At 71.9% G+C, this 13,496-nt stretch carries 15 protein-coding genes; 7 read left to right on the top strand and 8 right to left on the bottom strand.

Annotated elements, in window-relative coordinates:
* Nucleotides 1-22 precede the first annotated feature (22 nt).
* The 3 genes from ACWDOP_RS17385 to ACWDOP_RS17375 all read right to left on the bottom strand — a co-directional run bounded on the left by ACWDOP_RS17385 (nucleotide 23) and on the right by ACWDOP_RS17375 (nucleotide 1,886).
* On the bottom strand, nucleotides 23-175 hold the full coding sequence (locus ACWDOP_RS17385; RefSeq protein WP_454201130.1) for a hypothetical protein: 153 nt from the start codon (nucleotides 173-175) through the stop codon (nucleotides 23-25).
* A 162-nt stretch (nucleotides 176-337) separates the two neighbouring features.
* Nucleotides 338-853: a gamma carbonic anhydrase family protein gene (locus tag ACWDOP_RS17380; protein WP_454201129.1), complete on the bottom strand. Its 516-nt coding sequence runs from the start codon at nucleotides 851-853 to the stop codon at nucleotides 338-340.
* A 64-nt stretch (nucleotides 854-917) separates the two neighbouring features.
* Nucleotides 918-1,886, bottom strand: a complete 969-nt coding sequence (locus ACWDOP_RS17375; RefSeq protein ID WP_456345907.1) for a GlxA family transcriptional regulator — start codon at nucleotides 1,884-1,886, stop codon at nucleotides 918-920.
* Between the two features lie 85 nt (nucleotides 1,887-1,971).
* On the opposite strand from ACWDOP_RS17375, the gene ACWDOP_RS17370 reads away from it, so the two are divergent.
* Together ACWDOP_RS17370 and ald are read left to right on the top strand one after the other, a co-directional pair.
* Nucleotides 1,972-2,748: an MBL fold metallo-hydrolase gene (locus tag ACWDOP_RS17370; RefSeq protein ID WP_456345906.1), complete on the top strand. Its 777-nt coding sequence runs from the start codon at nucleotides 1,972-1,974 to the stop codon at nucleotides 2,746-2,748.
* A gap of 238 nt (nucleotides 2,749-2,986) precedes the next feature.
* Nucleotides 2,987-4,096, top strand: a complete 1,110-nt coding sequence (ald, locus tag ACWDOP_RS17365; protein ID WP_456345905.1) for an alanine dehydrogenase — start codon at nucleotides 2,987-2,989, stop codon at nucleotides 4,094-4,096.
* A gap of 118 nt (nucleotides 4,097-4,214) precedes the next feature.
* Here ald and sigJ read toward each other — a convergent pair whose 3' ends face one another.
* Entirely contained in the window at nucleotides 4,215-5,171 is a 957-nt protein-coding gene (gene sigJ / locus ACWDOP_RS17360; protein ID WP_456345904.1) for an RNA polymerase sigma factor SigJ, read from the bottom strand.
* A 254-nt stretch (nucleotides 5,172-5,425) separates the two neighbouring features.
* Nucleotides 5,426-6,388, bottom strand: a complete 963-nt coding sequence (locus ACWDOP_RS17355; RefSeq protein WP_456346017.1) for a cobalamin biosynthesis protein — start codon at nucleotides 6,386-6,388, stop codon at nucleotides 5,426-5,428.
* A 118-nt stretch (nucleotides 6,389-6,506) separates the two neighbouring features.
* Between ACWDOP_RS17355 and ACWDOP_RS17350 the strand changes: the two genes are divergently transcribed.
* The gene (locus ACWDOP_RS17350) at nucleotides 6,507-6,836 is read left to right on the top strand and encodes a hypothetical protein (protein WP_456345903.1); all 330 of its coding nucleotides are present in this window, start codon (nucleotides 6,507-6,509) and stop codon (nucleotides 6,834-6,836) included.
* 86 nt (nucleotides 6,837-6,922) lie between these two features.
* Here the strand turns inward: ACWDOP_RS17350 and ACWDOP_RS17345 are convergent, their stop codons facing one another.
* Complete coding sequence (locus tag ACWDOP_RS17345; protein ID WP_454201123.1) at nucleotides 6,923-7,831, bottom strand: SURF1 family cytochrome oxidase biogenesis protein; 909 nt, start codon at nucleotides 7,829-7,831, stop codon at nucleotides 6,923-6,925.
* Nucleotides 7,828-8,313 carry a low molecular weight protein-tyrosine-phosphatase gene (locus ACWDOP_RS17340; protein ID WP_454201122.1) on the bottom strand — a complete coding sequence of 162 codons (486 nt, stop codon included), beginning with the start codon at nucleotides 8,311-8,313 and terminating at the stop codon, nucleotides 7,828-7,830. Before ACWDOP_RS17340 ends, ACWDOP_RS17345 begins: the two co-directional genes overlap by 4 nt.
* A 43-nt stretch (nucleotides 8,314-8,356) precedes the next feature.
* On the opposite strand from ACWDOP_RS17340, the gene cobC reads away from it, so the two are divergent.
* Nucleotides 8,357-9,397 (top strand): Rv2231c family pyridoxal phosphate-dependent protein CobC, encoded by a 1,041-nt coding sequence (gene cobC, locus ACWDOP_RS17335; RefSeq protein ID WP_456345902.1) that lies wholly within the window; start codon nucleotides 8,357-8,359, stop codon nucleotides 9,395-9,397.
* Nucleotides 9,398-9,452: 55 nt separating this feature from the next.
* Nucleotides 9,453-10,556, top strand: coding sequence for a Nif3-like dinuclear metal center hexameric protein (locus ACWDOP_RS17330; RefSeq protein WP_456346016.1), 1,104 nt, complete (start codon nucleotides 9,453-9,455; stop codon nucleotides 10,554-10,556).
* 244 nt (nucleotides 10,557-10,800) lie between these two features.
* Here the strand turns inward: ACWDOP_RS17330 and ACWDOP_RS17325 are convergent, their stop codons facing one another.
* The gene (locus tag ACWDOP_RS17325; RefSeq protein WP_456345901.1) at nucleotides 10,801-11,244 is read right to left on the bottom strand and encodes an OsmC family protein; all 444 of its coding nucleotides are present in this window, start codon (nucleotides 11,242-11,244) and stop codon (nucleotides 10,801-10,803) included.
* 169 nt (nucleotides 11,245-11,413) lie between these two features.
* On the opposite strand from ACWDOP_RS17325, the gene ACWDOP_RS17320 reads away from it, so the two are divergent.
* A complete protein-coding gene (locus tag ACWDOP_RS17320; protein WP_454201119.1) occupies nucleotides 11,414-12,151 on the top strand; it encodes a zinc ribbon domain-containing protein in 738 nt (245 codons plus the stop codon).
* The gene (locus tag ACWDOP_RS17315) at nucleotides 12,109-13,371 is read left to right on the top strand and encodes a bifunctional RNase H/acid phosphatase (RefSeq protein WP_456345900.1); all 1,263 of its coding nucleotides are present in this window, start codon (nucleotides 12,109-12,111) and stop codon (nucleotides 13,369-13,371) included. The genes ACWDOP_RS17320 and ACWDOP_RS17315 overlap by 43 nt, the downstream gene beginning before the upstream one ends.
* The last annotated feature ends 125 nt before the right edge of the window (nucleotides 13,372-13,496 follow it).

Genomic DNA, 13,496 nt, shown 5'->3' with positions numbered 1-13,496 from the left:
TCCGCGCGAACCTACTGTCCAGTTACCGGACGTTGAGCGCGGCCATTTCCCGCTCGATGACGTTGGCGGCGAAATCGATGCCGTTCGATCGCAATTCGTGAACGCGGCGCTGCAGCGCCTCGATGCCCCCCGGCTGTGCCGCTATGTCGGCCACGCTGATCAGCCGTCGGTGCATACTGTTCTGCTCGTACGACACCGTATGAAACCTCCTGCTAGCCCGTGCGCGATCCCGGCGAGGGCCGCGGAGCCCCGGGCCGCCGGGAACGCTTCGACGAATGCTAGCAGCGCGTTATATGGTCGCTTGTTCAGTGTGGGAGTTCTCACATGCCCCCTCGAGTCACACCTCTTGACCACCCCGGTGCAGGCTCATGTTGTGCAGGTACACAGCGGCATTGAGCTTGATGCGCTCCACCTCGGCCTCGCCCAGTTCGCGCCGCACCTTGCCCGGCACGCCCGCCACCAGGGAGCCCGGCGGAATCTGCGCGCCCTCGGGGATCAGGGCATTGGCGGCGATCAGGCTGCCCGCGCCGATCACCGCGCCGTTGAGCACCGTCGCGCCCATGCCGACCAGCACGTCGTCCCCGACGGTGCAGCCGTGCAGGATCGCGTTGTGGCCCACCGAAACCCCCGCGCCCACGGTCAGCGGGAAGCCGGGATCGGCGTGCAGCACGCAGCCGTCCTGAATATTGGTGCCCGCCCCGACGGTGATGTCCTCCAGATCGCCGCGCAGGACCGCCGAGTACCAGACGCTGACCTCGCCCGCCAGCGTCACCCGCCCGATCACGGTGGCATTCGGCGCGACCCACGCGGTCTCGTCGATTTTCGGCTCGTGCTCGCCCAACTTGATCCTCATGATCGAGAACCTAACAAAGCCCGGGCGCGGGCAACGGGCGGGCGATCACCGCGCGACCCCGGGGCTACGCGCGCGCCGGGACCTCCGTGCGCCGGAACAGGGTCCGGTGGGTCGCGGGCGCCGTGCCGAGCAGGCGATGGAAGTGGTGCCGCAGATTGACCGCGGTGCCGAGCCCGGCCTCGGCGGCGATCCGCTCGACGGTGTCGTCGGTGGATTCCAGTAGCAGGCGGGCCCGGTCCACCCGCTGGTGCAGCAGCCACTGCTGCGGACTGGACCCGGTGCGCTCGCGGAAGCGGCGGGTGAAGGTGCGCCGGGACATGAGCGCGGTGCGGGCCCAGGTGTCCAGATCCACGGGGGAGCCGAGATGGGTTCGGGCCCAGACCATCGCGTGCTCGATGGGATCGTCGTCGAGCGCGTCGGGCACCGCGACCGGTATGTACTGGGCCTGCGAACCGCTGCGATGCGGGGCCAGCACCAGGCTGCGCGCGAGTTCGGTGGCGGCGCGACTGCCGTGATCCCCGCGCACGATGTGCAGGCAGCAGTCCAGGGCGGCGGCCACCCCCGCGGAGGTGATGAGGTCGCCGTGATCGGACCACAGGGTGTCGGCGCGGACCCGGACCGCCGGGAAGGCGCGGGCCAGTTCGGCGGCGGCGGACCAGTGCGTGGTGAGCTCGCGGCCGTCGGCCAGTCCACTCGCGGCCACCGCCCAGGAACCCAGGCAGAGCCCGACGACGCGCGCGCCACGCTCGTGGGCGGCGTGCAGGGCCTCGCGCAGCGGATCGGAAAGCGGTTGCCGGCGTATCCAACTCGGGATCACGACGGTGTCGGCGTCCGCGACGGCCTCCAGGCCGTGGTGCGCGACGATGTCGAATCCCGCCGGGGTGGACAGGATTCCGGGTCGCTCGGCGCACACCCGAACGGTGTAGGGCGATTCGGTGCTGGTGCTCAGCCCGGCCCGGCCGAACACCAGGCTCGGCACCGAGAGGTGGAACGGACTGATCCGATCGAACGCGAGGACGGCAACCGAACGCATGCCCCGATTCTAACTGGCCCGATATGAGCGATCAGTGGCTCACGGGCCACTGTCGTGCGGGCGGCCGCGGGCGCAAGCTGATCTCATGACGAACACGATCGCCCCCGCCACCATCGAGATCCTGCATGTCGGCGGGCCCACGGTGCGCCTGCGCTACGGCAACCTGACCTGGCTGACCGATCCCACGTTCGACGCGCCCGGCAGCTACCCCGGGCCGCTGACCCTGCACAAACTGACCGGGCCCGCGGTCTCGGTCGCGGACATCGGGCACGTCGACGCGGTGCTGCTCTCGCACGACCAGCACGCCGACAATCTCGACACCTCCGGCCGGGAGTTCCTCGGCACCGCCGAGCGCGTGTTCTCCACCCCCGACGCGGCCGGACGCCTGGAAAACGTTCGCGGGCTGCGCAATTGGGAGTCGGTGCGGGTCGGCGAGGTCACCGTCACCGGGGTGCCCGCGCTGCACGGTCCCGAGGGCGCGGAGGCGCTCTCGGGCGTGGTCACCGGGTTCGTGCTGCGTGCGGACGGGCAGCCGACGGTCTACATCTCCGGGGACAACGCCTCGGTGGAGCTGGTGGCCGAGATCGCCGAGCGCATCGGGCGGATCGATCTGGCCGTGCTCAATGTGGGTGCGGCGAACGTGGATCGGTTCGGCGACAGCGATGTGACGCTCAACGGCCGCAGCGCCGTGCGGGCCGCGCGGGAGTTGCCGGGGGCGGTCATCGTGCCGGTGCACGGGGAAGGCTGGGCGCACTTCTCCGAGACCCTGGAGTACCTGGGGCGGAACTTCGAGTACGCGGGACTCGCGGATCGGCTGCGGATTCCGGTGCCGGGGGTCGCGCTGACCGTAACCGCCGGGTAGCCGGAACGCCGATCCGTAGGTGCGGCACCGACCGAGTGGCGGGTGCCGGGGTGCATGACCGGTGCCTGTTCCGACAACTGGTCGGTGGTGAACAGACACGAGCCGTCGCGGTCTCGGACCTCCCTCGTCCGCGTGTCGATCAGCGCGCCGCACGGCCGGATTGCTGATCGATTGCCTACCGGTGAGTTCGGTCGTGGCGATGGTGGCGGAGACCGAGCGGGTGGGCCACGATGGCGGTATGAGGATTGGGGTTCCACGGGAGGTCAAACAGCAGGAGGATCGGATCGCCTTGACCCCGGCCGGCGCCGGGGAACTGGCGCGATCCGGGCACGAGGTCTTCATCGAGGCCGGGGCCGGCGACGGCTCGGGATTCGCGGACGCGGACTATCTCACCGCCGGCGCGCGGATCGCGGACGGGCCCGACGCGGTCTGGGCCGCCGCCGAACTCGTGCTGAAGGTCAAAGAGCCCATCGCGCAGGAGTATTCGCGCATGCGGTCCGGCCAGGTGCTGTTCACCTACCTGCACCTGGCGGCCTCCCGCGAATGCACCGAGGCGATTCTGCGCTCCGGGATCACCGCCATCGCCTACGAGACGGTGCGCGGCCCGGACGGTTCGCTGCCGCTGCTCGCGCCCATGAGCGAGGTCGCGGGCAAGCTGGGCACGCAGGTCGGGGCCTATCACCTGATGTCACCGCACGGCGGGGAGGGCGTGCTGCTGGGCGGGGTGCCCGGGGCGCGGCCCGCCGACGTGGTGGTGCTCGGCGGCGGGGTGGCCGGCGGCAACGCCGCGGCGGTCGCGGTCGGCATGGGCGCGCGGGTCACGGTGCTGGACACCAACATCGCGCGCCTGCGCGAACTCGACGCCCGGTTCGGCGGGCGGGTGAGCACCATCGGGTCGAACGCGGCCGAGGTCGAGAAGGCAGTGCTGGCCGCCGATCTCGTCATCGGCTCGGTGCTGGTGCCGGGCGCTCGCGCGCCGAAACTGGTGCCGGACAGCATGGTCGCGGGTATGCGGCCCGGATCGGTGCTGGTCGACATCGCGATCGATCAGGGCGGGTGCTTCCAGAGTTCGCATCCGACCACGCACGCCGAACCCACCTTCCGGGTGGCGGAGTCGGTGTTCTACTGCGTGGCGAACATGCCGGGCGCGGTGCCGCACACGTCCACGGTGGCGCTGACCAATGTGACGCTGCCGTACGCGCGGGCCATCGCCGATCGCGGCTGGCGGGCGGCGTGCGACGCGGATCCCGGTCTGGCGCAGGGGCTCACGGCCGACGCGGGGCAGCTGTACTCCCCGGAGGTGGCCGCCGCGCACGGGTTGCACACCGTGGCGGGCGCGGCGTCGTAGGCGCACGGCCGCGCCGAGCCAGGGGCGGATAACGGCCGCGATCCGGCGGTCCGAAGCGCGGGTGGCCGGGACACTCGGTAGGTCCCGGCCGTCGGGGGCGGGTGCGTTTCGGCTTGACCTATTCGGGCGCGGATTCGCCCAGCGGCCAATCGGGTTCGCCGTCGAGCGGCAGGTTGTGCAGCTTGTCGGGGTTGCGGACCACGTCGATATTGGTGATGCGACCGTTGTCGATGGTGAAGGCGAACACGCCGGTGTTCTTGCCGTCGAAGATGACCAGTCCGGGGCGGCCGTTGACCAGAACCGAACGGCCCCATGCCCCGCCGACCTTGCGCGCGCTCTTCAGGAAGATGAGGAAGGTCTCCGCCACCCGCTCCGCGCCGTGCATCGGATCGAGGAAGGCCAGCACCTTGCCGCCGCCGTCGGCGGTGAAGGTGACATTGGAATCCAGCACGCCCAGCAGGGCGCTGAGATCGCCGGAGCGCCAGGCCACCGCGAAGGCGGACACCACCTTCTCCTGCTCCTCCGGGCTGGCCGGGAACCGCGGGGTGCCGGACTCGACGTGCTTGCGGGCGCGAGAAGCCAACTGCCGCACCGCCGCCGGGGTGCGCCCTACCACCTCGGCCACCTCCGGGCCGGTCATGCCGAACACGTCCTGGAGCACGAAAGCGGTGCGCTCGGCCGGGGACAGCGACTCCAGGACCACCAGCAGCGCGGTGGTGACCCGCTCGTCCTGCGAGACGCGGTCGGCCGGATCGTCCCAGCTGGTGACCTCGGGTTCGGGCAGCCATTCCCCGACGTACTGTTCGCGCCGGGCGCGCGCCGAACCGAGGTGGTCGAGTGCGAGCCGTCCGGTGACGGTGGTCAGCCAGGCGCGCAGGTTCTCGATCTCCGCGCCTTCCGGGCTGGTCTCGTAGTACCGCTGCAGCCGCAGCCACGCGTCCTGCACCACGTCGTCGGCGTCGCTCAGGCTGCCCAGCGTGCTGTACGCGACGCGCCGCAGGTACGCCCGGTGCTCCTCGAACTGCCTGCCCAGCTCGGCCGAGTCCGGTCCACCCCGTCGTTCGTCGCCACTCATTACCGCTCACCCTTCGTTCGCACCCGCCGCCCCGGCGAGCCTCTACCGCATCGACGAAACAGCTCGGACCACTGTGACATTCCGTCGGAGATGTCCGGGTCGGGCACCTGCGGCGGTATCGCACCGGTCGCGATTCCAGTGGCATCCACGTCCGGCCCGGTCGTCGCAGCGCCGCCGGGACGACCCGGACCGGCCGCGGAAGCCAGGCGTCCAGGCGCCAGTGTTGACGTCGCTGCTCCGCGCGCCGATCCGCGTCAGCGGCGTGCGAGGGCGACCGCCGCCGCCACCGCGACGGCGGCGACCTGCACCGCCTCGGACAGGCGGACGGCCCGGCGCAGGTCGGGCACGCGCGGCGCGGGCCCGTCCCCGAGGGTCGGCCGCATCTCGATCCCGTGCCGGTATTCGGTCCGCCCGCCGAGCTGAACCCCCAGTGCCCCGGCCATACTCGCCTCGGCGACACCGGCATTGGGGCTCGGATGCTTGCTCGCGTCCCGCCGCCAGGCGTGCCATGCGTCGCGCGGCCGCCCGCCGATCACCGGCGCGAGCGCCACGGTCAGCAGTCCCGCTACCCGGGCCGCCCCGAGGTTGGCCACGTCGTCGGTGCGCGCGGCCGCCCACCCGAACCGCGAGTACCGCTCGTTGCGGTATCCGATCATCGCGTCGAGCGTGTTGATCGCGCGGTACCCCAGCAGCCCCGGCGCCCCCGCGACCGCGCCCCAGAACAGCGGCGCGACGGTCGCGTCGGAGGTGTTCTCCGCGATGGATTCGAGCGCGGCCCGAGCCAGCCCGTCCGCGTCCAGCAGCTCCGGATCCCGCCCGCACAGCGACGGCAGCAGCGCCCGCGCCCCCTCGATGTCCCCGCCCTCGAGCAGGTCCGCCATCTCCCGCCCGGTCTTCGCCAAGGTCGTCCCGCCCAGCACGGTCCACGTGGCAGCCGCGGTGACCAGCACCTGCCCGAGGGCGCGTGCGCCCCCGGCACCGTCGCGTCCGCGTGGCCTCCCGATCACCCGCCGCGCCCCCGCCCCGATCCCGGCGGCCCCGCCCACCAGAACCAGTTCGTGCACGACCCCCGCCCACCGCCGATCCCGGTAGGTCACGCCCTCCAACCTGGCGGCGACGTTCCCGAACCCCGCCACCGGGTGCCCCCGCCGCGGGTCTCCGAACCCACGGTCCAAGCCGAACCCGACCACGATCCCAGCCGCAACGGCACACCCCATTAGCACCCGCCGAGGCTAATCGACCCCCACACCACCACCCTCGCGCCACCCCCGCACGCGCGTCGGAGCCGACGGCGCTCTCCGCGCTTCGACCCCGCCCGTGTGCCACGGTGATGGCGTGGCCGATGAACGTCCTTATCCCGGACCGCGGGAGCGTGCCCGCGAGCGCCGGCTGCTCGCCGACCTGACCGCGACCGTCGAAGCGTTACGGGCACGGTCCGGGGGCTATTGCGAGGACGGTCTGCTGCGCTACTTCGGTCCCGCGTTGAGCGCACTCGAAGCGGTGCTCGAGCGGGACGGTCCCCTGGACGAGCGCAGACGGGTACTCGCCGACATCCGAAACCCGTTCGGCGGCGGCATGGGAAGCCCCATCAACGACTGCACGTTCTCCGCGGAGATCGACGACCTGCTGCTGAAGGTCCGCGCCAACTACGACATCTACCGCTGAGCCGCGCACGTCGTGCGGTGAGTATCGGTGGCGAGTGAGCGGCCGGGCCGGACTGTGCGTGTCGTCTCCGGCGAGTTTGCCGGACGTCAGTTGCGGGTGCCGCCGTAGCGGTCGGCGAGGCGGGCCTCGTTCGTCTGGGGTTTGGGCGAAGCGGCCGGTGCGGTGGGCTCGGTGGCCGGGGCGGAAGTGGGTGTCGTTGCCGCCGGGGCGGATTCGCCGCGTTCGCGGCGGCGGGCGCGCATCTCGGCGTACACGAAGTAGCCGAGGCCGAGGGGAGCCATCACGCCGAAGGCGAGCCACTGCAGGCCGTAGGAGAGGTAGGGGCCGTCTTCGAGCTGGGGGAGGGCCACGGGGGTGAAGACACCCGGCTGGCCCTCGTCGAGCTGCAGGTAGCCGGGGCGGCCGGTCGTGGGGACCGTCGTCAGGGGCAGGTTCAGGAAGGCCGAGAGCTGGGTCGTGTCGATCGAATAGACCTGGCGGTAGCCGTCTTCGGTCATGGGCGGCTTGTCGGCGGGGACCCCTTCGGAGGCGCGGACCCGGGCCTCGAGGGTCTGTGCACCGGCGGGTGGCTCGGGAACCCGGGGCGCGCGCGTGCCGTCGACGGCCGCGATCAGGCCGCGATCGATCAGCAGGGTCCGGCCGTCGTCGAGGCGGAACGGCGTCAGCACGGCGAACGCGGGTGCCGAGGACAGGTGGCGCAGGCGGACCAGCACCGTGGACTCGGGCACGTAGGTTCCGGTCGCGGTGACCCGGCGCCACTCGGTGTCCGTCCCGGTGCCGTCGAGCATGCCGCGCACATCGACCGGCGCGGCGTCGACCGAATCCTCGATGCGCTGATTGCGTTCGGCGGTCGAGGTGTTCTTGCCGAGCTGCCAGGGCGCGAGCACGGTGAAGCACAGGTAGGCGAACCCCGCCACGACCACCGCGAGAATCAGCCAGCTGGGCCGGAGCAGGAAGGTCAGCCGGCGTAGCCCCGCGGCTTTCGAGGTACTCATACGTCCGCACCCAGCTGCGCGCGCACCCAGTCCAGCAGCCCGGGCACGGCCGCCTCGATCTGCTCGCGCACGAGTTCGAAATCCGAGCGGTCGCCGTAGTACGGGTCGGGCACATCGGGCCCGTCCGCGCCGGGGTCGAAGCTGCGCAGCAGCCGCCGCCGCTCGGCCGGCACTCCGAGATGAGCCAGCGCCCGCTCGTGCCCGGTGTCCAGGGCGATCAGCAGGTCCGCGTCCAGATGGTCCGCGCCGATCACCGCGGCCACGTGCCCGACCGGGTAGCCGTGCGCCCGCAGCTCGTCCGTGGTCCGGTAGTCGGCGTCGTCACCGACGTGCCAGCTCCCGGTTCCGGCACTGCTGACCCGGACCCGATCGCCGAGTCCCGCGCGCTCGAGGTGCGCGGCGAAGATCTTCTCGGCCATCGGCGACCGGCAGATATTGCCCGTGCAGATCATCGACACATGCAGCTCGCCCACGACAGCCATTGTGTCCGGTAGCCCTCGAGCCCGGCCACGTAGGGTGTTCGCTGTGCCGGAGACCAGCGGTGTGGACTATTCGAGATTGCGGCATCACGGCGATGCCGAGGTACACGCGGGCATGGTGGACTTCGCGGTCAACGTGCAGGGCAGCGCCCCGCCGGACTGGTTGCGGGCGCGGCTCGCGGCACGCCTGGGCGAACTCGGCAGGTACCCGGACGCGGGGGAGGAACTCGCCGCGCGGCGCGCGGTGGCCGCCCGGCACGACCGCCGCCCCGAGGAGGTGCTGTTGCTCGCGGGCGCGGCCGAGGGGTTCGCGCTGCTGCCCCGGCTCGGCGCGCACACGGCCGCGGTCATCCACCCGTCCTTCACCGAACCCGAGCTCGCGCTGCGCGAGGCGGGCGTCCCCGTCGAGCGCGTGGTGCTCGAACCGCCGTACGACCTCGACCCCGCGCTGGTTCCGGAGTCCGCGGATCTCGTGGTGATCGGCAACCCCACCAATCCCACCTCGGTCCTGCACCCGGCCGGCGCCCTGCTGGCCCTGCGCCGCCCCGGTCGGATCGTGGTCGTCGACGAGGCCTTCGCGGACGCGATCCCCGGTGAACCCGAATCCCTCTCCGGTCTGCGCGCCCCCGACGTGCTGGTGCTGCGCAGCCTCACCAAGACCTGGGCCCTGGCCGGCCTGCGCTGCGGCTATTTGCTCGGCGATCCCGCCCTGCTGGCCCGGCTGAGTCACGGCCGCCCGCACTGGCCGCTGGGCACACTGCAGCTCGAGGCCATCGCCGCCACGAGCACCCCCGCCGCGGTCGCCGAATCACAGCGCCGGGCCCACGCCATCGCCGCCGACCGCGCCGCCATGATCCCGCGCCTGCGCGCACTCGGCATCGAGGTGCACGAGCCCGCGACCGGCCCGTTCCTGCTCATTCGCGTCCCCGACGCCGAACTGCTGCGAAAGCAGCTCGCGGACAAGGGAATCGCGGTGCGCCGCGGTGATACCTTCCCTGGATTGGACACGGGATTCCTGCGGCTGGCGGTGCGCCCCGCCGCGGAGGTCGACGCGCTCGTCGCGGCCGTCCAGCAGGTCGGACTGTGAGAGTGACTGTGGCGGAGGAGGTTCGGTTGTGGTGACGGTGCGATTGGCCGATGTCATGGCGGCGCTGGACGCGGCGTATCCGCCGCGCCTGGCCGAATCGTGGGATTCGGTCGGCCTGGTGAGCGGGGATCCCGCCGACCCGGTGTCGCGGGTGCTGTTCGCCGTGGACGCCACCGCGGCGGTGGTGGATCAGGCCGTCGCCTGGGGCGCGCAGGCGCTGGTCGTGCATCACCCGCTGCTGCTGCGCGGGGTCGACACGGTCGCGGCCAGCACCCCGAAGGGCGCGCTGGTGCACCGGCTGATTCGCGCGGGCTGCGCGTTGTTCACCGCGCACACCAACGCCGACTCCGCCGATCCGGGCGTCTCCGATGCCCTGGCCGCGGCCGTCGGTGTTCGAGTGACGGGCCCCCTGGAACCCAAACCGGTTGCCGCCCTGGACAAGTGGTCGGTAGCCGTCCCGCGCACGCATACCGAGGCCGTCCTCGCCGCGCTGTTCGCCGCGGGCGCGGGCGCCACCGGCAACTACGGCGACAGCGCGTGGCGGGCCCCCGGTCTCGGCCAATTCCGTCCCCTGGAGGGCGCGAATCCCGCGCTGGGAGCCATCGGCGAGCTCGAGATCGTCGAGGAGGATCGCGTCGAGGTCGTGGCCCCGCCGGCCAAGCGGGCTGCGGTCCTGGCCGCGCTGCTCGCCGCGCACCCGTACGAGGAACCCGCGTACGACGTCACCGAACGCGCGAAACTGCCCTCCACGCTGGGAATCGGCCGCGTCGGCGAGCTCGCGGCCCCGGAAACCCTGCGCGAGTTCACCGCTCGCGTGCGCGCCGGACTGCCCGCCACCACCTGGGGCGTGCGCGCGGCCGGCGATCCGGACCGCCTGATCCGCACGGTCGCCGTCTGCGGCGGCGCGGGCGACTCGTTCCTGAACACCGTCGCGAAACTGGGCGTCGACGCCTACGTCACCTCCGACCTGCGCCACCACCCCGCCGACGAACACCTGCGCGCGGGCGGCCCCGCCCTGATCGACGCCGCCCACTGGGCCACCGAGTTCCCCTGGTGCGCACAGGCGGAAGGCGTCGTGCACGCGGCGCTGCCGGGCGTGGAGACCAAGGTCTCCGACATCCGCACGGACCCATGGAGTTTGGGCGCGGCGGACTGCTGAGGGCCCGCGCACCGAGCGCGCTGCCGGGCAGCTTCCGGCGCGGCTGCAGCGCTCGTGGCGCGCTGTCGCCGTCCCCGGGCAGGGCGCCGACCGCCACCACGGCGGGCTGATCGAGACCAAATCGGTTGCCGCGCTCGTAGTGCGCAGCTGTCGCTGTCCCCGGACAGGGCGCCGACCGCCACCGGGGAGGGCGAACCGAGACACAGTCGTCCGGAGGTCGGCGATCGAACCGGCGCCGAATCCTTTACGGCTGAACGACTTCGATCGTCGGCTCGTGCGCCACGGGAAAGTTCACCGAGTTGGCGATGAAGCACTTCTCGTGGGCGACCGAGTGCAGCGCGACGGCCTTGTCCACCATGCTCGCGTCCCGCACGGTGACCTTCGGCCGCAGGGTGACGTGCTGGAAACGCACGTCGTCCATCACCCCGACCGCGGTGTCGTGATAGCTCGTCACCACCACGCCCGCCTCCGCGCACAGGTGCAGGAACCAGAGCATGTGGCAGTCCGAGAGCGAGGCGACCAGCAGCTGCTCCGGATTCCAGCGGTCGGTGTCGCCCCGGAACTTCGGATCCGACGTGGCGAGAATCGGTGGCCGTCCCGCCGTGAGCAGTTCGTGATTGCGCGAGTAGGAGCGGTAACCGGTGGTCTCCCCGGACCATGTCACCTCGACCTCGTAAACGTGACCCATGCCTCGACATTAGTCGCGGTCCGGCCGGAAACCACCGCTGTTTTCGAGCTCGGCCGCCCCCGGCCGCGCGGGGAATGCCCAGGCCGCGGTGGCCTTGGGCGGCAGTAGCCCCGACGGCGGCTAAGGTGGGAGTCTTGATCCGTCCATAGCGTCCAGGAGACCTTCCGCGTTGAATGCCGAACCTTCGATCCAGTCCAAGCTGCTCGACCTCGCCGCCGTCGACGCCGAACTGACCCGGATCGAGCATCGCCGCAAGGTGCTGCCCGAGGAGCAGGAGGTGCGCGGGCTCGAGGCCGAGCGCACCGCGCGCAAGGACGAGGCGGTCAAGGTCGAGATCCTCATCGACGACCTCGACCGCGACAACCGCAAGCTGGAAGGCGAGATCGACGCGGTCAGCAAGCGCGAGGACCGCGACCGCGGCCTGCTGACCTCGGGTTCGGTCGGCGCCAAGCAGCTCTCGGAGCTGCAGCACGAACTCACCAGCCTCGAACGCCGCCGCAAGGTCCTCGAGGACGAGCTGATCGACGTGATGGAGCGCCGCGAGGCCGCCTCCGCCGCGCACGATCACGCCGGCGCGAACCTGGACAAGGCGCAGGACGATCTGGTCGACGCCGAGCGCCGGCGCGACGACGCCCTCGCCGACCTGAACGTCGCCCAGCAGCGCTGCGAATCCGATCGTGCCGCCCTGACCGGCGTCTTCCCGGCCGAGCTGCTCGCGATCTACGACAAGCAGCGCCTGGCCAACGGCGTCGGCGCGGCGCTGCTGCAGGCCCGCCGCTGCGGCGCCTGCCGCATCGAACTGGACCGCGGCGAGATCTCCCGCATCGCCCAGACCGCACCAGACGTGGTCGTGCGCTGCCCCGAATGCAGCGCGATCATGGTGCGCACCAAGCACTCCGGGCTCTGATCGGCGTGGACGAGGTGATCGTCGAGGCCGACGGCGGGTCGCGCGGCAACCCCGGTCCGGCCGGATACGGCGCGGTGGTGTTCGGCTCGAACCGCGGCGTGCTCGCCGAGCGCAGGGAATACATCGGGATCGCCACCAACAACGTGGCCGAATACCGCGGTCTCATAGCGGGTTTGGAGGCCGCCGCCGAGCTGGGCGCGCGCGAGGTGTCGGTGCGGATGGACTCCAAACTGGTGGTCGAGCAGATGTCCGGGCGCTGGCAGGTCAAGCACGCGGCCATGATCCCGCTCGCGGACCGGGCCCGGCGCCTGGTCGCCGGATTCGACCGGGTGAGCTTCACCTGGATTCCGCGCAAGGAGAACTCGCACGCCGACCGGCTGGCCAACGAGGCCATGGACGACGCGCACGTCGTGGGCGAGGTCCGCGAGGCACTGGGCGCCGGCGCCGCGAACACCGGTGACGCGACACGATCGGTGCAGCTCGCCGCACCCGCGTCCGCCGACGCGGTGTCGGCCACCGACGACGCGCTCGGGTCCGCCGAATCGCGTGAGCCCGCTCGAAACCCCCACGCCGCACAGGATCCGGCTCCCGGCTGGTCCGGCGCGGTCGGGCGGCCGACGCGGCTGCTGCTGCTCCGGCACGGGCAGACCGAGCTGTCGGTCGAACGCCGCTACTCCGGCCGCGGCAATCCGCCGCTCACCGCGCTGGGCCGCGAACAGGCCGCCAACGCCGCGACGATGCTGGGGCGCAAGGGCGATATCGCCGCGATCGTGTGCTCCCCGCTGGGCCGCGCCCGCGAGACCGCCGAGGCCGCCGGCGCGGCGCTCGGGCTGCCCGTGCGGGTGCTGGACGGTTTGATCGAGACCGATTTCGGCGCGTGGGAGGGGCTCACGTTCCTCGAAGCCCGCGACCAGGATCCGGAGCTGCACGGGCGCTGGCTGGGCGACCCGTCGGTCCCGCCGCCCGGCGGCGAGAGCTTCGACGCGGTGCGCGAACGGATCGAGGGCGTGCGCCGCGATCTCGTCGCGCTGTACCCGGGCGCGAATGTGCTTGTGGTCAGCCATGTCACGCCGATCAAGACGCTGCTGCAGCTCGCGCTCGGCGTCGGGCCGTCGCTGCTGTACCGGCTGCACCTCGATCTGGCGTCGCTGTCGATCGCCGAGTTCTACCCCGACGGCGGCTCCTCGGTCCGCCTGGTGAACGACACCTCGTACCTGTAGCGGGATCCGCCTGCCCCGCACCGGGTTCGGGAACACGATGCCCCGGATCCGGCCGGCGGACCTCGGTGCCCGAGGTGTACAGCGCGATACCCCGGCCCAGGGCGGTCCAATCCAGGTTGCGCACA

This window comes from Nocardia sp. NPDC003693, assembly GCF_053981095.1.
The sequence above is the reverse complement of the archived record's forward strand: the minus strand, read 5'-3'. Positions and strand labels throughout refer to the sequence as shown.